This window comes from Picosynechococcus sp. NKBG042902 (genome assembly GCF_963864045.1).
In the GTDB taxonomy this organism is placed as follows: domain Bacteria; phylum Cyanobacteriota; class Cyanobacteriia; order Cyanobacteriales; family MRBY01; genus MRBY01.
In genome coordinates, this window is the sequence record NZ_CAWLTV010000074.1 from 34,749 (window position 1) to 56,304 (window position 21,556).

Consider the following 21,556-nt stretch of genomic DNA (forward strand, 5'->3'; position numbering starts at 1 on the left):
CTTTTAACCATCCGCCATAAATTGCTTGAGATTACCAAACGAGCCACGCATTGACTTTGGGTAGTCCGGCTGGAAAGGATTCAGACCATTTAGCCTGCATCTTTCTTGCTGTAAAGGGAACGATTATCGACGTTGACCGTATCAATGATGCCAATGACCATCGCATCTAGGGGTCTTCCCTCCATTCCCGTTTCGGTACGGGCAGCACCACCACGACTGACCAAAACCCATTCATTGACGCCAGCGCCTACGAGATCTCCTGCCACTTCATATTTAGGAAGGGGCTGACCCTGTTCATCTATAAATTGAACGAGCAAAAATTTAATCCCCCGGAGGCTTTCTGCTTTGTAGGTGCTGACGACAGTGCCACGTACTTTGGCAATTTGCATGAAAATTTATAACTAAAAATTTTTTTATTAAAAAATTACACTCTTCTCAGAGGTTGGGGATTCACGCTTTCACGAAACTGTTCTACGGCTTCGGTGTACCGGATCGGCAGAACGTATTCGAGGTTCTCGTGGGGACGGGCGATGATGTGGGTAGAAAGCACTTGGCCACCGTTGACGCGGCTGACATTATCAGTACCGGCAGAAACGGAAGCTTGGACTTCAGAAACATCACCACGGACAATTACGGTAACGCGGCCACTACCGATTTTTTCGTAACCAACGAGGGTTACACGGGCGGCTTTTACCATCGCGTCAGCAGCTTCTACAACTGCGGGGAAACCGAGGGTTTCTACCATTCCGACTGCAATAGACATTGAGTTTTTCTCCTCTTGCTTTTAATTAATAGTTTCTGGAAATCACAGAGGATGCGTGACCGAAAAAAGAATGGCGATCGCCCCTCTGTCCCAGGGTTAATAGGTTCTGAATTGTTCTACTTCTTCGGTGTAGCGAATCGGCAAGACGTATTCGAGGTTTTCGTGGGGACGGGCGATGATGTGGGTAGAAAGCACTTCACCACCATTGACACGGTTGGCGCTCTCAATGCCAGCGGAAACGGAGGCTTGGACTTCAGAAACATCACCACGGACAATCACAGTAACGCGGCCACTACCGATTTTTTCGTAACCAACGAGGGTTACACGGGCGGCTTTTACCATCGCGTCAGCAGCTTCTACAACTGCGGGGAAACCGCGGGTTTCAATCATTCCAACTGCAATAGGCATCTAATTTATCCTCGCTTATCAAGCTTAATGTCTTAAAAATACTAAGGAACAGGCGTCCCCCTGGGAGTTTGGTCTGCTTCTAGTTGGGATAACGGAAGCGGCATAAAGACCGACTACTTGCCTCTGCGCAGGGGTTAGGGTCCTTTACAGGCTTTATAGTGGACAAGGCGATCGCCAAGAATCGCGTTTGTTACTAATTTTGATTTTGGCAAGCTATGAAGAGCATAAGCAACAATGGCACCTTTGACAACATAAACTGCAATGATATTTCGTAATACCAAGGTTAAGTAGAGTCAATGCTTCATCGTTTAAATAGACAGGGGTTTCTAGAAGAAGTTGCCCAAAGGTCAGAGGACTAAGCTTTTCGCTGCTGAATGAAGGCGATCGCCTGTTGGAGCGCATCTAAACGATTTGTTACACGATTGCGGGGTGGCAGCAACTTTAACACTTCTAATTTCCTCAGGCGATCGCGTACCTGGCCCATGGCCCCCACTAAAAACACTTCCCGTCCCCGACCGTGGGCATCCCGGATCATCGTCTCCACCGCCAGGGAGGCCGTCACTCCCATCCGGGGTACCTCACTGAGGTCTAAAATCAAAACCTCGTATTTTTCAACAATGGCCATCCGTTGGGCAATCCCTTTCGCCGCCCCAAAGCTCATGGGGCCACCTAAACAAAAAAGAATAATGTGCCCCTGGGCCTGGTGTAACAGTTCCCGTTCGCGCTCATTTAACGTACTTGTATCGGCCCCAGCAGTGATGGTTTCTAGCCGCTGCATTTGCAAATCCGTGAGGCTTTTGACCGTCAGGAGATTCGCCACAAAGACCCCTGCCGCCACTGCCGTGATCAAATCGACAAAGACGGTTAATAATAAAACACCATACATTAATCCCGTCGCTTTCCAGGAAATTTTGTGGGCCCGTTTCAAGAAACTCCAATCAATAATGTCAATGCCCACCTTAATCAAAATGCCCGCTAAGACCGCATGGGGGATAGGGGCCGTGAGGGGGGCCGCCCCAAGTAAAATCACCAATAACACCAGAGCATGGAGCATACCTGCAAGGTTGCTTTTGCCCCCAGAGCGCACATTGATCACTGTCCGCATCGTTGCCCCAGCCCCCGGTAGTCCTCCCACAAAGCCGGAGAGAAAATTGCCAATGCCTTGGCCGATTAATTCTTGGTCGGAGTCGTGCTGGGTACGGGTGATATTGTCCGCAACTAAAGAGGTCAGAAGGGAATCAATGGCGCCTAGGGTGCCGAGGATCACGCCATAACCGAGCATTTGACGCAACAGAGGCAGGCTGAAGTAGGGCCAATGGAGGGTCGGAAAACCCTGGGGAATGTCACCAATGCGCGCCAAGTCAGGATTGGGAATTAACAGAGATAAAATCGTGCAGATGACCAGAGCCAGGAGAGGAGAGGGGACAAGACGATTGAGTCGGGCCGGTGAAGCAAATACAATCGCCAAAGTCAGAAGGCCCAGGGCCGTGGCCCCGAGGTAAGGATGGGTTAGATCGTAGGGAATTTCTTGAACGGCCCCCAAAATATTGGCACCGCCGGGATAACCAAGTAGGGGGCCAAACTGAAGCACAATAATGATCACACCAATCCCAGACATAAACCCAGAAATGACGGTGTAGGGAATCAGGGTGATGTATTTTCCCAGGCGCAGGATGCCTAGAAGGATCTGAAAGAGACCCCCCAGCATAACCACGGTGAAGGCGATCGCCAGGCCTGTGGCCGGATCATCAGCGGTCTTCGCGGCGGCGGTAAAAACCGTTGCCATCACCACCGTCATCGGCCCCGTAGGTCCCGTGATCTGGGCTGGGGTTCCCCCAAACAACGCGGCAAAAAATCCAGTACAAATGGCCCCATACATTCCGGCGATTGCCCCGGCTCCGGAAGAAACCCCAAAGGCAAGGGCAAGGGGGAGTGCGACAATGGCCGCCGTTAGCCCCCCAAAAAAATCACCACGCCAATGTCTAAAGGTTGGGCGGGAGATCCAATGCCCGATATTTGCGATTGATGCCATGGAGAGGTTTACTCCAACGAATGAGTTGGTGACGGGAAAGCGGCCCGCTGGGCATCAACTCAAAGTTATCTTTTTAGAATTTCAAATTGACGGTCAACAGCCACTACGCCAATCATAGAAGTGGTTCCCCTCGGCTGAATTTTAAGAAACATCAAAGGGTCGGCAAAGGCTGACATTTCGACTTAATAATTAACAAAACCATGTAGGCGATCGCCAAATTATTATTTCTTAACGCTATGTCAATTAAGCATCGCTATCACCACAAAAAAGCCTCAAACCTTTGGGAAATCGCCATCTAATCGATTACACTCTCTTACAAAGACTGTAGACCGACGATTTGAAATATTTTCTGGCCAATCTACCCAATGCCAACCAACCTTCTGTTGTGATTTTCTAGACACCCTCCATGAGTGAATTTCTTTTACAAAGCGTATGGCTAGTTCCAGTCTACGGAATTACGGGGGCACTCTTGACCTTGCCTTGGTCCCTCGGGTTAATTCGGCGCACCGGGCCTCGACCTGCTGCCTACCTCAACCTGATTATGACCTTTTTGGGTCTTTTGCATGGTTCCTTTGCCTTCGCTTCCCTTTGGAACATGCCCCCCCAACAACTATCACTGGAGTGGCTCCAGGTTGCCGATCTAAACCTTTCTCTGGTTATTGAAATTTCTCCGGTTAACCTCGGCGCAATGGAACTGGTTACTGGCATTTGTTTCATGGCTCAACTCTACGGCCTTGGGTACCTAGAAAAGGATTGGTCTATTGCCCGTTTCTATGGCTTGATGGGCTTTTTTGAGGCGGCCCTATCGGGGCTGGCCATCAGTGACTCCTTGCTCTTGAGTTACGGTCTGTTGGAAGTACTGACCCTTTCTACTTATCTATTGGTTGGTTTTTGGTATGCCCAACCCCTGGTCGTGACAGCGGCTAGGGATGCTTTTTTGACCAAACGGGTGGGTGATATCTTGCTCTTGATGGGCATTGTCGCCCTATCCAGCTATGGTACGGGGCTAACTTTTAGTGAACTAGAGACTTGGGCAGCGAATCCCCCCTTACCCCCTGGGAAGCCAGTCTTGTGGGCCTTGCGCTCATTTCCGGGCCGATTGGCAAATGTGCCCAGTTCCCGTTGAACCTCTGGCTTGATGAAGCGATGGAAGGGCCAAACCCAGCGGGGATTATTCGTAACTCGGTGGTGGTTTCTGCGGGGGCTTATGTGCTGCTCAAAATGGAGCCAGTCTTTACGATTACGCCGATCACATCCGATGCCTTAATCATTATCGGTACTCTAACCACGGTTGGGGCTTCATTGGTCGCCCTGGCCCAAATTGATATTAAGCGGGCCTTATCCCATTCCACCAGTGCTTACCTTGGTTTGGTGTTTATTGCGGTGGGGTTAAATCAAGTCGACATTGCCCTATTGCTCTTGTTGACCCATGCGATCGCCAAAGCCCTCTTGTTTATGAGCATTGGTGCAGTTATTCTCAATACCCACGGTCAAAATATTACGGAAATGGGTGGCCTCTGGTCACGGATGCCGGCGACTACCAGTGCCTTTGTGGTGGGGTCAGCGGGGCTTGTGTGCCTCTTTCCCCTGGGGACGTTTTGGACGATGCGCCGTTGGGTCGATGGTTTTTGGGATACACCCCCGTGGCTCGTGCTGCTCCTCGTGGGGGTAAACTTTTGTTCCAGCTTTAATCTGACCAGGGTCTTTCGTTCTGTTTTCCTCGGTGCCCCCAAGCCAAAAACGCGGCGATCGCCTGAGGTGGTCTGGCAAATGGCTGTGCCCATGGTGAGTTTGATCCTGATGACCCTGATGGTGCCCTTCTTTTTGCACCAATGGCAATTGCTCTTTAACCCATCCCTGCCGACCCTTGTTGAACGGCCGCTCATCGTGACTTTAGCAATACCTGCACTGATGATCGCGGGGGGCCTCGGCTTAGTCGCTGGTCTAACGATTACTTTGAATCCTTCCCTGAGTCGCCCCCGACAACTTTATCTGCGCTTTTTGCAGGATTTGTTGGCCTACGATTTTTACATTGACCGCATTTACAACGTGACTGTGGTTTGGCTGGTCACAACCCTTTCAAAACTCGCCGCTTGGTTTGATCGCTACGTTGTGGATGGCTTTGTCAACTTGACAGGTTTGGCGACACTTTTTAGTGGAAGCGCTCTACGTTACAACGTTTCGGGACAGTCTCAATTCTATGTTTTGACGATTGTTTTAGGGATGATCCTCGGCCTAGTCTGGTTTATGGCCACGGGTCAATGGACGATGATTAAGGATTTTTGGTCGAATCAGTTGGCCTAAGGAGTTTCCCCCTTTGTTGTTAAATCTGCTTTTTTGTGAATTTTGGAGGAAAGAATGCTGAGTGCCTTAATTTGGCTGCCCTTGGTCGGAGCTCTGTTGGTGGCGATACTCCCCCAGGGAGAAAAAAATCAGTTTTCCCGGACGATGGCCCTGGGAGCGGCTGCCCTCGTTTTTGTTTGGACAGCTTGGCTGGGGCTCCATTATGATGTGGCGATCGCCGGCCTCCAATTTGTCGAACATTACCCTTGGATTGAGTGGTTGGGCCTGAACTATGATCTCGGTGTTGACGGTTTATCTTTACCTCTTCTCGCCCTCAATGCCCTGCTGACCCTAGTGGCCCTCTGGATTAGCCCCAAGGATCTGCAACGTCCCCGCTTTTATTACGCTCTCTTCTTGATCTTGCAGGCGAGTGTCAATGGGGCGTTTTTAGCTCAGGATGTGCTCCTCTTTTTCTTGTTCTACGAAATTGAAATTATTCCCCTGTACTTCTTCATTGCGATTTGGGGCGGCAAAAAACGGGGCTATGCCGCTATCAAGTTTTTGCTTTATACGGCAGTTTCTGGGATTTTAATTCTGGCTTCTTTCTTGGGTCTGGCTTTTCTTACAGGAGCCAATACTTTCGCTTACAGCGCTCTCCATAGCGATCTACTGCCCCTGACGACCCAATTAGTTCTCCTCGGCGGCATTTTGGTGGGCTTTGGGATCAAAATTCCGTTTCTGCCTTTCCATACCTGGCTCCCGGATGCCCACGTCGAAGCGTCTACCCCTGTATCGGTGATTTTGGCGGGGGTGCTCCTCAAAGTTGGTACCTACGGCCTGCTGAAGTTTGGCATTGGTTTATTTCCCCTGGCTTGGGCTGTCGTGGCCCCTTGGTTGGCGATCTGGGCGGCGATCAGTGCCTTGTATGGGGCTTCCTGTGCGATCGCCCAAAAAGACATGAAAAAAGTGGTGGCTTATTCCTCCATTGCCCACATGGCGTTTATTCTGCTGGCGGCGGCGGCGGCGACCCCCTTAAGTTTGGCAGCGGCAGAAATCCAGATGGTCAGCCATGGTTTGATCTCTGGGCTGCTCTTTTTGTTAGTGGGCATTGTCTACAAAAAAACGGGCAGTCGGGATGTCGATTATCTGCGAGGACTGCTCACCCCAGAACGGGGTCTGCCTTTGACGGGTAGTTTGATGATCCTAGGAGTCATGGCCAGTGCGGGTTTGCCGGGAATGGCGGGCTTTATCGCTGAATTCCTCGTTTTTCGGGGCAGCTTTCCGGTGTATCCAGTGGCGACTCTCCTGTGTATGGTGGGGACAGGTCTCACGGCGGTGTATTTTCTGCTGATGATTAATAAGGTCTTTTTTGGCCGCTTGACCCCAGAACTGACGAATATGTCCCCAGTCAATTGGGCGGATCAGTTTCCGGCGGTTATGTTAGTGATATTGCTGTTCGTCTTTGGGTTGCAGCCCCAGTGGCTGGTGCGCTGGAGTGAGATCGACACGGCGGCCTTGGTGGCATCCCCGACGGCTATTGAAATTTCTTTAAAGTAAAAGTAAGCGTTTAAGAATTGTGGATATGAATATGGTCACTGCTGTTTTAGAGCCTTCGCGGCATCCCCTTGCCCCTTTCATTCATCGCCTTGAGCAAGGTTTACCGATGCTGGAAAATAGCGATCAAAATGTGATGGAAGTGGTGGGCATCCTCAAAAGTTATGGGGTGGTCTTAGATGCCTACTCGAATAATCTGAACTATGTGGCCGAATCGCAATTTCTCAATGTTTTTCCCTTTTTTAAGTATTTCAACGGCCAGTTAACGGGCGATCGCCTCCTGAAACATTGGTGGCATGACCGGATTAACTTTGAATATGCTGAATATTGCATGAAGTCGATGTTTTGGCATGGTGGTGGGGGTTTAGATGCCTACCTCGACACGCCAGAATTTATTGAGGCCGCCAAAAAGGCGATCGTCGCCCGCTGGAAAAATAATCCCTTCATGTTGGGTTTGAATAAACTCTTCCCCGATTTTCTCCTGGAGCAAACCCGACAAATGGCCTACTACACAGGCCTGGGTCAGTTTTGGCGCGTCATGAGTGATATGTTTCTCGACCTGAGCGATCGCTACGATGCCGGCGAAATCAAAACCACCGCCGACGTGACCAACCACGTCCTAGCCGGATTGGTGGCTGATGCCAGCCGTCCCATCACCTACAAGGTCGAAATCAAAGGGGAAGTGTATGAGTTGATCCCAGAATCTGCGGGTTTAACTTTCCTGATGGATACCGCTGTTCCCTACGTCGAAGCGATTTTCTTCCGGGGAACCCCCTTTGCTGGCACCATCTCCTACAATGCCCAGGCCGCCCAAGTCCCCGCCGAACAAGGGATCTTTACCTATGGGGCCCTCTATGCCGACCCATTACCCATTGGTGGTTCGGGGATTCCGCCGACTCTATTGATGCAAGATATGCGCCACTTCTTACCCGATTATCTCTGGGATTACTATATGGGCACCCTGCGCAAAGAGCAGGATTTGCGGGTTAAAATTTGCCAAACCTTCCAAAAATCAATGTTCTGTGTGACCAGTGCGGCTTTGATGGGGCTGGCTCCCCACGGGTTAGAACCCAAAACCCTCGCTGAGCAACAGGCAAACCGTGAATTTTTTGAACATTGGATGGATCGCCTCTTAAGTTCTCAAATTAAAGCTGTTAATAGCCAAGCATAAAGACGGCGGCTGCTTTTCTTATCCCGTAGAAAAACAAGTCAATATTTGGGCTTGGAGTAAATACAGATTCCTTGTGAACTTGCGCTGATCGGATGATTAGTGGAGGTAGGTGTAGCTTTCTAAGCTTTGACGATAATGGTTAATCAGGAGTTGTGACTGCTGGAGGGTTAGGCGTTTTTCACTGAGGGCTTTCTCTGTGCGACACCGCATTGTTTCGAGGAGATCGGCCACGTCATATTGCACATACTGCAAAACTTCTTTGATCGTGTCCCCTTCTACGAGGTGTTCGAGGTGATAACCGTCATCGGTCAGGCGCACGTGCACCACATGGGTATCGCCAAACAGGTTGTGGAGGTTGCCCATAATTTCTTGGTAAGCGCCCATCAAAAAGAGACCCAGATAGTAAGGCTGACCATTGGGAGGGTGCAGTTCAAGAAGATTTTTACTTTCGGCCTTGGTATCAATAAAACGGTTAATACGTCCGTCGCTATCACAGGTTAAATCTGCCAGGATGCCTTTTTTTGTCGGTTCTTCGTGGAGTCGGTGGATCGGCATAATCGGAAAAAGCTGATCAATAGCCCAACTGTCTGGCACCGATTGAAACACAGACAAATTCACATAGTAGAGAGCGGCCATATTTTGCCAAAGTTCTTCAAAGTCTTCAGGGATGCTGGCTTGCCCCTGGATAATCGAAAAAATCTTTTGACAACAAGACCAGTACAATTCCTCGGCATTGGCGCGATCGCCTAGGCTGAGATAGCCCAAATTAAACAGGCTGATGGCTTCATCTTTGAATTGCACGGCATCGTGATAGTTTTCCTGGTAATTTTCTGGGGTAATGGTGTCGTAGGTTTCCCGCAAATTACGCAGCACCAAATGCTCTTTATAGTCGGGCTTCGGGGGCAAGATCGGGTCAACTTCACTACTGCCGAGGACATCAAAAATTAACACGGCCTGGTGGGAGGCGATCGCCCGCCCACTTTCACTTACCAGCACGGGCACGGGCACGTTAGTTTCATCGCAAGTATCTTGCACCGTTGCCACCACGTCGTTGGCGTAGTTTTGCATGTTGTAGTTCTTCGAGGAGGGGAAATTGTTCTTGGAGCCGCTGTAGTCCACCGCGAGACCGCCGCCCACATCCAAAAAGCCCATGGGAGCGCCGAGTTTTACCAGTTCCACATAGATTTGTGAGGCTTCTCGGATGGCAGACTTAACAACACTGATCGAGGAAAGTTGGGAACCGATGTGATAGTGCAACAATTGCAGGCAATCGAGCATTTCCTCTGCCTGTAGTTTTTCCACGAGCCGCAAAATCTGCGGAATGGTTAGCCCAAATTTAGCGCGATCGCCAGAGGAGCCCCCCCAACGACCAATGCCGCGACTGGCAAGCTTGGCGCGAATGCCCAACATCGGCCGGATGCCCAAACTTTGACTCGCCCGAATCACCAAGTCTAATTCTTCTGGCTGTTCGATCACGATCAAGGCGCGGTGCCCCAATTGAGTCGCTAGGAGGGCCGTTTCAATGTAATGCTGGTCTTTATAACCGTTGCAAATGAGCAGTCGCTCTTGATCAGCCTCTGGTTCCAACAGGGCGATCGCAATCATGAGTTCTGGCTTAGAACCCGCTTCTAGGCCCAGGTGGTGGGTGCGCCCCAATTCCACAAGATCTTCTACCAAATGGCGCTGCTGATTGCATTTGACCGGATACACACCCCGGTAATGGTTCGGATAGTCATACCGGGCGATCGCCGTCGCAAAACAGTCCTGGAGCCGTTCAATGCGATCGCGGAGAATATCCGGAAAACGAATTAAGAAGGGTAAACCAATGTTTCGCTGTTTGAGGGATTCTACCAGCTCAAATAGATCAATGCTTGTCCCTGCGTCCCCAAGGGGAGACACCTGCACATGACCCTGGTTATTAATCGAGAAATATGGTTCCCCCCACCCTGCCACTTGGTATAACGTCTCGCTATCCGCCACTGTCCAACGGGTATTTACTGACTGCTCCAAACAACCAAGGGCTCTGTTCATCGTGGGTTTGCAACCTATTCCATTAAATTTTTGCCGGGCCTGGACAATTTTTGAAAATTGCCACTCTCTTATTTTCCCAGAGACGCCTCATCATACACAATGTTTTTGTGAAAATGCTGGGGAATAATTCGGCGATCGCCCCGCCGCCAATTGTGGCCGATGAACTCTCCATGGTTCTAAATTTTTTCTATACTTCTGGAAACAGACCCTACCGACCCTTGTTAATCTGTTAATAACTTCTGGCCATACCTTCATCCTAAAATTTTCCGTTTATCCTTGCATATGCCGCCAACCCTCCCTTCCACAAAGCCGATCATCGCGCAACAGCCCACACCGATTACAACCTTAGATCGCCCGACCTTTGGTGGCATTGCCCTATGGATTGCGCTTGCTTCAGCCTTCTTCTGCACTACCCTAGGTCTTTTGTTCTATATTCGTGGCATTAATCACAAGCACAAAAAAGAAGCCAAGCTCAATCGTTACAAAATTAACGATCTCAAGAAAAAACTCAAACTGGCCCTGAACACCATCAAGAAAATGGAAAGCAACCCGGACTTGGTGCACTCCCGGGAGTTTAACCTCGATTACCTCCGGATGCGGATGGAGGAAGATCAGTTCCACTACGTGATTGTGAACCAGCTTAAAATTAAGGTACGTCTCATCATCAGCGTTGCTCTACGTCCCAGCACCGCCGATGTAGCTACCGTCGGTATTGCCACCAGTGGTCGCCCCGTGGATGAAATTTTTGACGTTTATTACGACACGATTAATCGAGAAGGTCAACGCCAGGAAGGGGTCTTATTTCGCGTCAATATTAGCCTTACAAAACTTCCCGCCCAAGCTAGCAGCATCACCGTTGAACAAATTATTGATTGTCTCGAAAAATTCCTCAATCCCAGTGAAGCCCCTGATTATTGGCAGCCCACGGTGCAAGGGCGTGTCGTCACCATTGAATGGGATCAAAAAGCGAAACCCACACCGCTACTCCTCTTTAAACAGTCAGAAGAAGGAGACAATGTGAGCTTTCGTAGTATTGCTTGATGATCTCTAGCAGTTAGCGAAAATTAGGGAGATTTGAAAAATATTCGTCATTAACTACCCATGCTGGTAAAGAAATCAATGGTCTCCTTCAGGGCAGCAATAAACTGATCGATTTCAGCGGTGGTGTTGTAAAAATAGAGGCTGGCGCGGGCACTACCAGATGCCTCAAACAGACGGTGGAGGGGTTGGGTACAGTGGTGGCCAGAACGAATGGCAACCCCTTCGTGATCAAGCAGGGTGGCGAGATCATTGGCATGGACACCAGCAACGTTAAAGGCAGCGAGGGCCGCACGACCTTCCCCTTGGGCGTTGGGGTGTTTGCCATAAACTTTTAGATTAGGGATTTCCCGGAGTCGCTTAAAGAGATAGACAGTGAGTTCGGCTTCGTAGGCATGAATGCGATCCATACCAATTTGAGATAGATAATCCACCGCCGCTCCAAAGGCGATCGCCTCACCGATGGCTGGGGTTCCCGCTTCAAATTTATGGGGCAGTTCACCGTAGGTAGAATGATCAAAGAAGACCTCGGCGATCATTTCTCCACCGCCTAAGAAGGGAGGCATCGCTTCGAGAATGTCCCGTTTTCCATAGAGAAAACCAATGCCCGTGGGCGCACACATTTTGTGACCAGAGCCGACGAGCCAGTCACAGTCCATTTGCTGCACATCAACGGGCATATGGGGCAAACTCTGGCAGGCATCAATGAGAATTTTTGCGCCATATTTGCGGGCCGCTTGGATGATCTCCGTCACCGGATTTACATTGCCCAAGGTATTGGAGACATGAACCACTGTGACTAGCTTCGTTTTGTCGCTAAGTAGCGCTTGGTATTGCTCAAAATCAAAGGTCTCATCCTGGGTTAACGGCACATATTTCAAGACAGCCCCAGTTTTCGCCGCGATCATTTGCCAAGGCACAATGTTGCTGTGGTGTTCCATCACCGACAGGATAATTTCATCCCCCGGCCCCAGATTACTCAACCCCCAACTGTAGGCGACAAGATTAATCGCTTCACTGGCATTGCGGGTGTAAACGATTTCATCACGATTGGCCGCATTGATAAACCGGGCGACTTTATCCCGTGCCCCTTCGTAGCCATCCGTTGCCCGGGCACTCAGGCTATGGATCCCCCGGTGAACATTGGCATTATCTTGTTGGTAATAATGCAGCAACGCATCGAGGACGGCCTTGGGCTTTTGGGAGGTGGCAGCGTTATCGAAGTAGATCAGTGGCTTTCCGTGTACGGTTTGGTGCAGGATGGGAAAGTCGTCACGAACCTGTTCGGCAAGGGGTTTCGGTTGGGTTGTGATCATAGGGGATTCACTGGGTCGGATGGGTGAGCGGGAACAGTTGGGGCGGCAATTTACAAGTTAGTCAACGGTGCGACAGGCAACACAACCCGTAAGGGCCTGCTGTAAATGGGCGATCGCCACGGTATCGAGAATTTCCGCAGCAAAGGCATCAATCAGCAAATGGCGCGCATCATAGTCATTGAGACCGCGACTACGGAGGTAGAAAATTTCCTCGGCTTCCAGTTGGCTGACGGTGGCGCCGTGGGCACATTTCACGTTATCGGCGGTAATTTGCAGTTCGGGTTTGGTATCGACTTTGGCCTTGGGAGACAGCAACAAATTACGGTTCAGTTGGGCCGCGTTGGTCATTTGCGCTTTCTGAGGCACATGGATTTGGCCGTTGAAAACAGACCGGGCTGCATCGTCAATAATGCATTTATGGAGTTGATCGACGCTGCCGTAGGGATGCTGGAGATAAACGGCGGTGTGGGTATCACTGAGTTGTTCGGCGCCAACCATGGTTAACCCCTTCAGAATGGTTTCTGTTTGGGGGCCATTTTGGGTCAGGGTCAGAGTATGGCGACTCAGTTGGGCACCAAAATTAACTTCTGTGAGTTGGTAATGGCTGTCTTGGGCCTGGGCGATCGCCGTATTACCGAGATGAATCGCGCCCCCAGCTTCCCGTTGTACCCGCACATGGTTAAGGCGGGCATTGGCCTGCACCCAAATTTCCGTTAAAGCATTGTTGAAATAGCGGTGGGTATCTTGATCGGTGCAACCCTGGGCGATCGCCCCGTAATATTCCACCACATTGGCCTGGGCTCCCGTTTCCGCAATCACGAGACAGCGGGACTGCATAGCCGTCGGTTGATCCGCACCGTTACCGACAAATAGCAGTTGGATTGGCTGTTCAACAACGGTATTTTTCGGCACCCAAACAATGGCGAGATCCCCAAGACCTGCATCATTGAGGGCGGCAAACACATCCAGTTGCTCGGTCTGCTGGCCAAGATATTTGGCGATCGCCGCTTTTTGATCCGCCGCTAATGCCGTGAAGGTGCCGACAAAAACGCCGTCAGGTAATCCCGAAACGCAGGACTGGTCGGGGGCATAGTGGCCATTCACAAATACCAAACGACTGTTGGCTGTTTCCGGTAGGGCAAAAACTTCCAAATCTGCCGCCGTTGGGGTTGTCGGTTGCGCCGCCTGAAAAGCCGTATTTTTGAGCACAGATAAATCTGTTACCCGCCAGGCTTCATCCTGTCGGCTTGGGAATTTTCCTTGGCGAACTTTTTCAAGGCCTTGATCGCGAATGGCTTGAAATTCCGCTGATTGGTTTCGGTCGAGTAATCCGAGAAATTTTTCCAGATTGGGATCGACTTCTGTCGGTTGACTCTGGGAAAAGGCGATCGCCGCTGTCATGGTACTGCTAGACATCGTTACACAACCCCCGCAGCCAGTTCTTGATCGAGGAAATCATAGCCCGTTGCTTCTAATTCCAGGGCAAGTTCCTTACCGCCACTCTTCACAATCCGGCCATCGTACATCACGTGGACAAACTGGGGCGTAATGTAATCCAATAGGCGTTGGTAGTGGGTGATTAAAAGAAACGCATTATCGGGTGTTGCCAATTGATTAACCCCTTCCGCCACAATTCGCAGCGCATCAATATCGAGGCCAGAATCAATCTCGTCTAAAATGCCTAAACTCGGCTCTAGTAGGGCCATTTGTAAAATTTCGTTGCGCTTTTTCTCGCCCCCAGAAAAGCCTTCGTTCAAGCTTCTTTCGAGGAAACTGGGGTTCATTTTGACCACTTCGAGTTTTTCTTCGATCAAATCCTCAAAATCAAAGGCATCAATCTCCTCTTTACCCTGATGCTTGAGTTTGGCATTGTAGGCAACCCGCAGGAAATCAAGGTTGCTCACCCCAGGAATCTCTAACGGATATTGGAAGGCGAGGAAAATACCATCTAAAGCCCGTTCTTCGGCTTCCTTCTCCAAGAGGTTTTCGCCCTTGTAGATAATTTCGCCACCAGTGACTTCATACTCAGGGTGGCCCGCAATAATTTTTGACAGGGTGCTTTTTCCTGAACCATTCCGGCCCATAATTGCGTGGATTTCTCCTGCTTTGATCTCTAGATCAACGCCCTTGAGAATCGGCTGACCATCGACGGTCGCAGTCAAATTTCTAATCGCTAAAATAACGTCACTCATTGCCTTCGATTGCTTATTTCTGAACTAAAAAACGAATACTTATTTGCTGATAATTGAGGTTTGAAGCTACCCAACAGTACCTTCGAGTTTGAGGCTGAGAAGTTTATCCGCTTCAGCCGCAAATTCCATCGGCAACTCACTGAGTACGTCCTTACAGAAGCCACTAACAAGCATTGAAATGGCGTCCTCTTCGGCGATACCCCGCTGGGCAAAGTAAAAGAGCTGCTCCTCGCCAATTTTTGCAGTGGAGGCTTCATGTTCCACCTTGGCATTTTGGTTATCCACTTGGATGTAGGGGAAGGTATTCGCTTCTGCTGTATCGCCAATGAGCATCGAATCACATTGGGAATAGTTCCGCGCTCCGTCGGCTTTGGGGTGCATTTTCACCAAGCCCCGGTAGCTATTCTTCGACTTGCCTGCCGAAATGCCCTTAGAAATAATTGTGCTACGGCTGTTTTTACCGATGTGGATCATTTTGGTGCCCGTGTCGGCCTGCTGGTGATTATTCGTTAAAGCAATGGAATAAAATTCACCCACGGAGTTATCGCCGAGCAAGACACAACTGGGGTATTTCCAGGTGATCGCCGAGCCGGTTTCTACCTGAGTCCAGGAAATCTTAGAATTGATACCTTTACAGAGGCCCCGCTTCGTCACGAAGTTATAGATACCGCCTTTGCCCTCTTCGTCCCCCGCAAACCAGTTTTGGACGGTGGAATATTTGATGTCAGCGTTGTCAAGGGCCACCAGTTCGACCACAGCAGCATGGAGCTGATTGGTGTCAAACATTGGTGCGGTACAACCTTCGAGATAGCTCACGGAGGCACCTTCTTCGGCGATAATCAGCGTCCGTTCAAATTGACCTGTTTCCCCATCATTGATCCGAAAATAGGTGGACAACTCCATTGGGCATTTCACGCCTTTGGGAATAAAGACAAAGGAACCATCACTAAACACGGCAGAGTTGAGCGCCGCAAAGTAGTTATCGGAAGTGGGCACAACGGTGCCGAGATATTTTTTGACCAGGTCTGGGTACTCTTGCAGTGCTTCGGAAATGGAGCAGAAAATTACACCGTGTTTGGCGAGGTCTTTTTTAAAGGTGGTCGCAATGGAAACGCTATCAAAAACGGCATCTACAGCGACATTGGATAGACGCTTTTGTTCTGAAAGGGGGATGCCTAGCTTCTCAAACGTTTCTAGGAGGGCCGGATCAATTTCGTCTAGGCTCTCGATTTTTTTAGTTTCTTTTTTGGGGGCAGCGTAGTAAACGATGTCCTGGTAGTCGATGGGGGGATATTTAACATGGGCCCATTCTGGCTCAGCCATTTTAAGCCACTGGTGGTAAGCCTTGAGACGAAACTCCAGCATAAAGTCCGGTTCGTTTTTCTTGGCGGAAATTAAGCGAACGACATCTTCGCTGAGGCCACGGGGAATTTTTTCCGTCTCGATATCTGTGACGAAACCATATTTATAGGGCTGATTGACAAGGGTTTTGACGGTCGCACTCATGCTGGGGTCAGTCTCTCTACAGAATGGGTAATGCTTTCTGGGTTTGGCGTTGTCGGATTAAGAAAACGCGATATGATTAGTTTAACAACTGTTTGGTTGTTTTAGTTTCTATTCAAGGTACTTTAACAACAAAAAAGTTGTCAAATATTTGTGGTAGATCTTGTCTAACGGCTTATCCATGACCCTTTCTGACACCCGCGCCGAAACCCGTTCAACGAAGCATGACATTTTGGAATATTTATTGAAACATGGTCAAGTTAAGGCTGTGCAGTTGGCGAAATCTTTACAAATTAGCCCCCAGGCGGTGCGACGCCACCTGAAAGATCTAGAAGAAGAAGGCCTCATTGAACACCGGGCAAAGCAGGAGGGTTTGGGGCGTCCTAATTATTTTTATGGTCTGAGTCGGGCCGGCCGCGATCGCTTTCCGAACCGCTATAACGATTTTGCGGTGTCTTTTTTGGATACCTTGGCAGAGACGGCGGGGGAAGAGCAGGTCAAGGAAGTGCTCCGCAAACAATGGCAAAAGAAAGCCCACAGCTACCGCGATCGCCTTGGGGATGGTTCCTTACCAGAGCGTTTAGCCCGTTTGGTCAATTTACGCAAAGAAGAAGGCTACATGGCGGAGGTCATTCCGGCGACAGACCACGGTCACGATGGCTTTTTATTGACGGAACACCATTGTGCGATCGCCGATGTGGCCGAATCCTTTCCGATGGTCTGTGGTAACGAACTGGAGATGTTTGAAGAAGTTTTACCCGACTGCACCGTAACCCGCACTCAATGGATCAACGAAGGGGAACACCAGTGCGGCTACATCATCCAAGCCAAAGATTAATCAAACAAACACATTAGCCCTGACATTGGGGACAAAAATGGGTCGATCGTCCACCGAGTTTGATCCGTTCGATGGGATGACTGCAAACGCGACAAGGTTCTCCCGTGCGCCCGTAGGTGAGAGCCATACCGCCATAGTTGCCGTTGGTGCCCGTGGTGCTGACAAAATCGCTAAAGGTGGTGCCGCCTTGGGCAATAGAAGTTTCCAGCACTTCGACAATCGCTTTATGGAGCTTCTCAATTTCTGACATCTTTAAGCTGCTGGCCTTGCGGGTGGGATGAATACCCGATTTAAACAGCGCTTCGTCAGCATAGATATTGCCCAAGCCAGTCACGATGCTTTGGTCAAGCAAGAAAGTCTTCATTGGCCGCTGGCGCTTTTCGCAGCAAGTAGCCAGCACATCCGCCGTAAAGTCTGGGGAAAGGGGTTCCACACCCAAGCGTGTCAATCCCGTAATTACAGATTCCACAATAGTTCCTGCTGGTACCCACCAAATTTGCCCAAAGGTGCGCAGATCGACAAATCTCAGTTCGCGATCGCCTTCCAGAAAAAACCGTAATCGTGTGTGTTTTTGCACAGGCACATCCGGGGTTGTCCAGAGAAATTTCCCCGTCATCCGCAGATGAATCCCAAGGATTGAGCCATCCGACAATTTTCCGAGTAAATACTTGCCGCGTCGCTGCCAATCTTGAATGACCAAGCCTTGGATTGCCCCTAGAAAGTGATCGGGATCCGTAGGATAGGCCAGGGTTTTGCGGAGGAGAATTTCTGCCCCTGTAAACCGCTGATTTACACTAATCTGCATCAAACCGCGACGAACGGTTTCCACCTCTGGTAGTTCTGGCATGGATTTCCCTGAACGATGTTGCTTTTGCCGATTGAAGCAGTTTTTTAGGGGCGGAGCAACTTAGACGAAGATTATGTTGTTGAAGCTTTAATTCTGCATTGTTTAGGAAAGGATAATTTTGAATTTTTTCCGGCCCTTAATCCGATAAATAGAAAAATCGCGGTCAATGGTGGTGACGGTATCTAAATTTAATTTTTCTGCGAGAAGCACTAAGCAAGAATCCGCAAAATCCATGGGTAAATCACGGTACTTTTCTGTCAGTTCCCGTAGCCGCTGAAAATCATGGTTTTCAATTTGATGAATTTCTACACCACCTCTACTAATCCATTCCAGAAAATCAATTTGTGCATTGCGATTGAAATCTAACAGATGGAGGGTTTCTGTGATTGAGGCAATCGTTGTAATCAGCGGCAGATTATTGTTTCTAATGAATTCCAAGGCTTTTGGATGATATTTATCCGACGCATCAAACAGGGCAATCAGCGGCCCAGAGTCAATCAGAATCTTTTTCATGCTCGCTTCGCTTTAAGCTTTTCTTTTAGGAGCATTTTTCGACAGGAAGATAAATCATCTCTACCACTGCTATATTTGCCAAACAAATCTTTGCCAGTTTCCCAAGCATTTTGTTGGTCGAGATTGTGAATGTATTCAACTAGGCTTTTGCGGATTAGTTCAGATTTTGTGATGCCTAAATTTTTGGCCGTATTACTAACTATTTTGTCTAGGTCTGGGTCAAGTCTTAGGGTAATCATTAACAACACCATTATCGTATTGCATATTGTAATACAACAAAATTGGGGGAGTGCTAATGGCTGAAAAAAACTTTGCGATCGCCTAACCCCATCCTCTATTTTGGAAACATCAAATTTTTCTCCCCCGAACATCATCATGTCGAAGGTCATTGTCACAGGCGCTGCGGGATTCATTGGCTCTAGCCTCGCAGAAACCCTACTCCAGCAGGGGATTACAGTGGTGGGTGTTGATCAGGTGAATGACTATTACGACATAACTCTCAAGCGTAAAAATCTAGCCGCCCTCGCCCAGTACCAAAATTTCCAACTCATCGAAGCAGATATACAGCACCTCGATTGGGAAGATCTGCTGAAAGGTGTGAGTGTGGTTTACCATCAGGCAGCCCAAGCCGGAGTACGGGCCAGTTGGGGCATCGGCTTTCGGGACTACACCGAGCGAAATATTAATTCCACCCAGGTAATGCTCGAAGCGGCGAAAAAGGTCGGTACTTTAGAACGTTTTGTCTATGCGGGCACATCCTCGGTTTATGGTGATGCGGAAACCATGCCCACGCCAGAAACCATTTGTCCCCAGCCCGTTTCCCCCTATGGCATCACAAAATTAGCGGCGGAACGGCTCTGCTGGCTTTATTTAAAAAATTACGCTGTCCCGGTCACATCCCTACGTTACTTCACGGTGTATGGCCCCCGGCAACGGCCCGATATGGCTTTCCATAAATTTTTCCGGGCGGCAATCCTGGACGAAAGTATTGGTATTTATGGCGATGGAAAACAAACCCGTGATTTTACCTATATCAGCGACGCAGTACAGGCGAACCTTTTGGCAGCCCAGGAACCAAAGGCGATTGGCGAAATTTTCAATATCGGCGGTGGCAGTCGGGTGATTTTAAATGATGTGCTCGATGAAATTGACCAGATCGTTGGCAAACCAATTCCACGAAACTATGGCGATCGCGCCCGGGGGGATGCTAGACATACCAGCGCCGATGTGACCAAGGCGAAAACGATTTTGGGTTATGACCCCCAGGTGAAACTCAGGGAGGGCTTGCGGCGAGAATGGGATTGGATTCAAAGTCTGTATTAGCTTGTATTTCAAAAAATCCCTGAGGCACATTGATTATGGCGCAAAATTTACCCGCTCCACCCCAACCTTTGCCCGATGAACTTTGGGGCGAAAATTGGCGTTTTGGCAGTATTCCCGCTGGAGATTTTTGGGATCTGTTTGGCGATCGCCCGATCCCGATTTTGTTGTTGCCGGAGGAGTTACAGCCTGTGAAATTGGGGTTAGCTTCTAATGTGCTGATTCCGGGGACGATTATTTATGGCGGCCGGCAATCAATGCAGTTGGCCCTGTGGCTCCAAGATCAACAACCCCAAACGGTTTTTTACCAGGAAACGGAAGCCAATCTCGCGGGGGGACTTGTCCTTACTGGGGCCGATACCCAACGGTGGGTAATTATGACTTTCCATGACGCGGCGATCGCCAGCGCTGGACAACGTTATCAACAACGAATTCAACAGGCCCAGGGTTTACATTTCCTCCTGGTGCAACCCGACGATTCTGATGTGACCCACACCGCCCTTTGGCTTCTCAAAGCGTAGGGATTGGCGCAAATTCCCCTAATAGAATCCCAATAAAAAGCGATCGCCACCTGAGAGGAATAGGAGAAAGGCGATCGCCGACAATTTTTTTCAATACTATTTCTAGACACCTAAACCTGGGTCTAGCTTTCCGTTAACTTGGTGAACAGGTTGTCTTTCACCAGCATTTGCCGAAACATTTCCATTAAAAATTCTTGGGCTTGCTCCAGGCTCAGGTCTTGGGTACGGGTTTCAAAGATTTGCACCTGTAGCCTTTGTTCGAGGGTCAAGTTGGTTTCCGGGGACATGGGCAGCTCCTTGCCAATAGCTCTGGCGAATATTGCGAATGTCTCTACTGCATTTAATCTAACCTCTGTCAATCGTTCTGTCAAAATTGAAACAAAAAGAAACAATGGGGCGATCGCCTATTTTCCAGGGAGCGGCCCGAAATTCGTTAAGCTGAAAGATGTTTTTAACAAACACCGATAAAACGATATTTTTGTAATCAGCCAAGACCCAGAGGACAATTTTTCGATATGCAAAGCTTTGCGGATGCCAAGGAATTTTTCCAATACAGTGCCGGACAATGGCAGTCTCGACGCGTTACCCACCACCTCCCCTTCCGGCGGGCCGAATCCGGTGGTTCTAATATCCAAGTCGAAACCCTCGAAAAAGACGACCCCCGCATCATTGAAATTTGCCAGATGCACGACATGGACGCTAGCCTCAGCGTCGGCGGCTCCTATGTCACCTGGGCGGGCACGATGCAATGGGACAAAGACGATGAAAACCACGAAGGTAGCACGGTTTTTGCCCTCATCCCCGATGCTGATAACCCCCGCCAAGGAAAACTGTTGCGGGAGCGCGGCTATGCGGAAATCGTCCCCGTCGCTGGTGAATATCATCTAGATCACGAAGATGGCCTCGTTCTGACCACCGAATACGAAACCATGACGATCTACGAACGGTTTTGGTTCGCCAACCCGGATCTACGCCTGCGCACCAGCACCGTAAAACGCTTTGGGGGCTTTAACACAACGACTTTTTGTATGGAAGAGCGTATCCAGACATCCTCGGCAACGGCGACTGCGGCTGCGGAAACAAATCCCCTTTACGCTATTAGCGGTTGGTAGTGGGGAATTTTCGGCCATTTTGCCCCACAGGGATATCCGTGTTGCTGCAGTCAAAAAGATTCCGCCTGTCCATAGGCTTTCGGAGCAAACAGTGTTAGCATAATAGACTGCAAT

20 protein-coding genes and 1 pseudogene are annotated in these 21,556 nt (G+C 49.5%); 8 read left to right on the forward strand and 13 right to left on the reverse strand.

Translation table 11 applies throughout. The features are described 5' to 3' along the window. Nucleotides 1-89: 89 nt before the first annotated feature. The 4 genes from AACR41_RS12130 to AACR41_RS12145 all read right to left on the reverse strand — a co-directional run bounded on the left by AACR41_RS12130 (nucleotide 90) and on the right by AACR41_RS12145 (nucleotide 3,203). Nucleotides 90-389 (reverse strand): EutN/CcmL family microcompartment protein, encoded by a 300-nt coding sequence (locus AACR41_RS12130; RefSeq protein WP_012307412.1) that lies wholly within the window; start codon nucleotides 387-389, stop codon nucleotides 90-92. Between the two features lie 35 nt (nucleotides 390-424). Then, entirely contained in the window at nucleotides 425-763 is a 339-nt protein-coding gene (locus tag AACR41_RS12135; RefSeq protein ID WP_012307413.1) for a carbon dioxide-concentrating mechanism protein CcmK, read from the reverse strand. A 96-nt stretch (nucleotides 764-859) separates the two neighbouring features. Further along, a complete protein-coding gene (locus AACR41_RS12140) occupies nucleotides 860-1,171 on the reverse strand; it encodes a carbon dioxide-concentrating mechanism protein CcmK (RefSeq protein ID WP_012307414.1) in 312 nt (103 codons plus the stop codon). Between the two features lie 355 nt (nucleotides 1,172-1,526). Beyond that, nucleotides 1,527-3,203 (reverse strand): SulP family inorganic anion transporter, encoded by a 1,677-nt coding sequence (locus AACR41_RS12145; protein WP_045441591.1) that lies wholly within the window; start codon nucleotides 3,201-3,203, stop codon nucleotides 1,527-1,529. 406 nt (nucleotides 3,204-3,609) lie between these two features. On the opposite strand from AACR41_RS12145, the pseudogene AACR41_RS12150 reads away from it, so the two are divergent. The 3 genes and pseudogenes from AACR41_RS12150 (at nucleotide 3,610) to AACR41_RS12160 (ending at nucleotide 8,211) form a co-directional block, all read left to right on the forward strand. Beyond that, a pseudogene (locus AACR41_RS12150) lies at nucleotides 3,610-5,507 on the forward strand (NAD(P)H-quinone oxidoreductase subunit F). A gap of 54 nt (nucleotides 5,508-5,561) precedes the next feature. Next, nucleotides 5,562-7,043: an NADH-quinone oxidoreductase subunit M gene (locus tag AACR41_RS12155; protein ID WP_030006362.1), complete on the forward strand. Its 1,482-nt coding sequence runs from the start codon at nucleotides 5,562-5,564 to the stop codon at nucleotides 7,041-7,043. Between the two features lie 31 nt (nucleotides 7,044-7,074). Beyond that, a complete protein-coding gene (locus AACR41_RS12160) occupies nucleotides 7,075-8,211 on the forward strand; it encodes a CO2 hydration protein (protein WP_030006363.1) in 1,137 nt (378 codons plus the stop codon). A 96-nt stretch (nucleotides 8,212-8,307) separates the two neighbouring features. Here the strand turns inward: AACR41_RS12160 and speA are convergent, their stop codons facing one another. Further along, nucleotides 8,308-10,242: a biosynthetic arginine decarboxylase gene (gene speA / locus AACR41_RS12165; RefSeq protein WP_030006364.1), complete on the reverse strand. Its 1,935-nt coding sequence runs from the start codon at nucleotides 10,240-10,242 to the stop codon at nucleotides 8,308-8,310. 282 nt (nucleotides 10,243-10,524) lie between these two features. Here speA and AACR41_RS12170 point away from each other — a divergent pair, with 282 nt between their 5' ends. Continuing rightward, nucleotides 10,525-11,283, forward strand: coding sequence for a hypothetical protein (locus tag AACR41_RS12170; RefSeq protein ID WP_030006365.1), 759 nt, complete (start codon nucleotides 10,525-10,527; stop codon nucleotides 11,281-11,283). A 50-nt stretch (nucleotides 11,284-11,333) separates the two neighbouring features. Here the strand turns inward: AACR41_RS12170 and AACR41_RS12175 are convergent, their stop codons facing one another. The 4 genes from AACR41_RS12175 to sufB form a co-directional block, all read right to left on the reverse strand. Continuing rightward, nucleotides 11,334-12,596: a SufS family cysteine desulfurase gene (locus tag AACR41_RS12175; protein ID WP_030006366.1), complete on the reverse strand. Its 1,263-nt coding sequence runs from the start codon at nucleotides 12,594-12,596 to the stop codon at nucleotides 11,334-11,336. 57 nt (nucleotides 12,597-12,653) lie between these two features. After that, nucleotides 12,654-14,012 (reverse strand): Fe-S cluster assembly protein SufD, encoded by a 1,359-nt coding sequence (sufD, locus tag AACR41_RS12180; protein ID WP_030006367.1) that lies wholly within the window; start codon nucleotides 14,010-14,012, stop codon nucleotides 12,654-12,656. Nucleotides 14,013-14,014: 2 nt separating this feature from the next. Beyond that, nucleotides 14,015-14,788: a Fe-S cluster assembly ATPase SufC gene (gene sufC, locus AACR41_RS12185; protein ID WP_030006368.1), complete on the reverse strand. Its 774-nt coding sequence runs from the start codon at nucleotides 14,786-14,788 to the stop codon at nucleotides 14,015-14,017. A 66-nt stretch (nucleotides 14,789-14,854) separates the two neighbouring features. Continuing rightward, entirely contained in the window at nucleotides 14,855-16,294 is a 1,440-nt protein-coding gene (sufB, locus tag AACR41_RS12190; protein ID WP_012307425.1) for a Fe-S cluster assembly protein SufB, read from the reverse strand. 178 nt (nucleotides 16,295-16,472) lie between these two features. Between sufB and sufR the strand changes: the two genes are divergently transcribed. Then, nucleotides 16,473-17,129, forward strand: coding sequence for an iron-sulfur cluster biosynthesis transcriptional regulator SufR (gene sufR, locus AACR41_RS12195; protein WP_030006369.1), 657 nt, complete (start codon nucleotides 16,473-16,475; stop codon nucleotides 17,127-17,129). Between the two features lie 13 nt (nucleotides 17,130-17,142). Here sufR and AACR41_RS12200 read toward each other — a convergent pair whose 3' ends face one another. From AACR41_RS12200 to AACR41_RS12210, 3 genes are all read right to left on the reverse strand, one after another. Next, nucleotides 17,143-17,976: a DNA-formamidopyrimidine glycosylase gene (locus AACR41_RS12200; RefSeq protein ID WP_030006370.1), complete on the reverse strand. Its 834-nt coding sequence runs from the start codon at nucleotides 17,974-17,976 to the stop codon at nucleotides 17,143-17,145. Nucleotides 17,977-18,078: 102 nt separating this feature from the next. After that, nucleotides 18,079-18,489 carry a type II toxin-antitoxin system VapC family toxin gene (locus tag AACR41_RS12205; protein WP_030006371.1) on the reverse strand — a complete coding sequence of 137 codons (411 nt, stop codon included), beginning with the start codon at nucleotides 18,487-18,489 and terminating at the stop codon, nucleotides 18,079-18,081. Continuing rightward, nucleotides 18,486-18,878 (reverse strand): ribbon-helix-helix protein, CopG family, encoded by a 393-nt coding sequence (locus AACR41_RS12210; RefSeq protein ID WP_223209867.1) that lies wholly within the window; start codon nucleotides 18,876-18,878, stop codon nucleotides 18,486-18,488. The genes AACR41_RS12205 and AACR41_RS12210 overlap by 4 nt, the downstream gene beginning before the upstream one ends. On the opposite strand from AACR41_RS12210, the gene AACR41_RS12215 reads away from it, so the two are divergent. Continuing rightward, nucleotides 18,865-19,812: an NAD-dependent epimerase/dehydratase family protein gene (locus AACR41_RS12215; RefSeq protein ID WP_030006373.1), complete on the forward strand. Its 948-nt coding sequence runs from the start codon at nucleotides 18,865-18,867 to the stop codon at nucleotides 19,810-19,812. The two genes, AACR41_RS12210 and AACR41_RS12215, sit on opposite strands and share 14 nt — an antisense overlap. 35 nt (nucleotides 19,813-19,847) lie before the next feature. After that, nucleotides 19,848-20,330 carry a Tab2 family RNA-binding protein gene (locus AACR41_RS12220; protein ID WP_030006374.1) on the forward strand — a complete coding sequence of 161 codons (483 nt, stop codon included), beginning with the start codon at nucleotides 19,848-19,850 and terminating at the stop codon, nucleotides 20,328-20,330. 122 nt (nucleotides 20,331-20,452) lie between these two features. Here AACR41_RS12220 and AACR41_RS12225 read toward each other — a convergent pair whose 3' ends face one another. Continuing rightward, nucleotides 20,453-20,617 carry an NblA/ycf18 family protein gene (locus AACR41_RS12225; RefSeq protein ID WP_030006375.1) on the reverse strand — a complete coding sequence of 55 codons (165 nt, stop codon included), beginning with the start codon at nucleotides 20,615-20,617 and terminating at the stop codon, nucleotides 20,453-20,455. A 228-nt stretch (nucleotides 20,618-20,845) separates the two neighbouring features. Between AACR41_RS12225 and AACR41_RS12230 the strand changes: the two genes are divergently transcribed. Next, entirely contained in the window at nucleotides 20,846-21,442 is a 597-nt protein-coding gene (locus AACR41_RS12230) for a phycobiliprotein lyase (protein WP_030006376.1), read from the forward strand. Nucleotides 21,443-21,556: the final 114 nt, after the last annotated feature.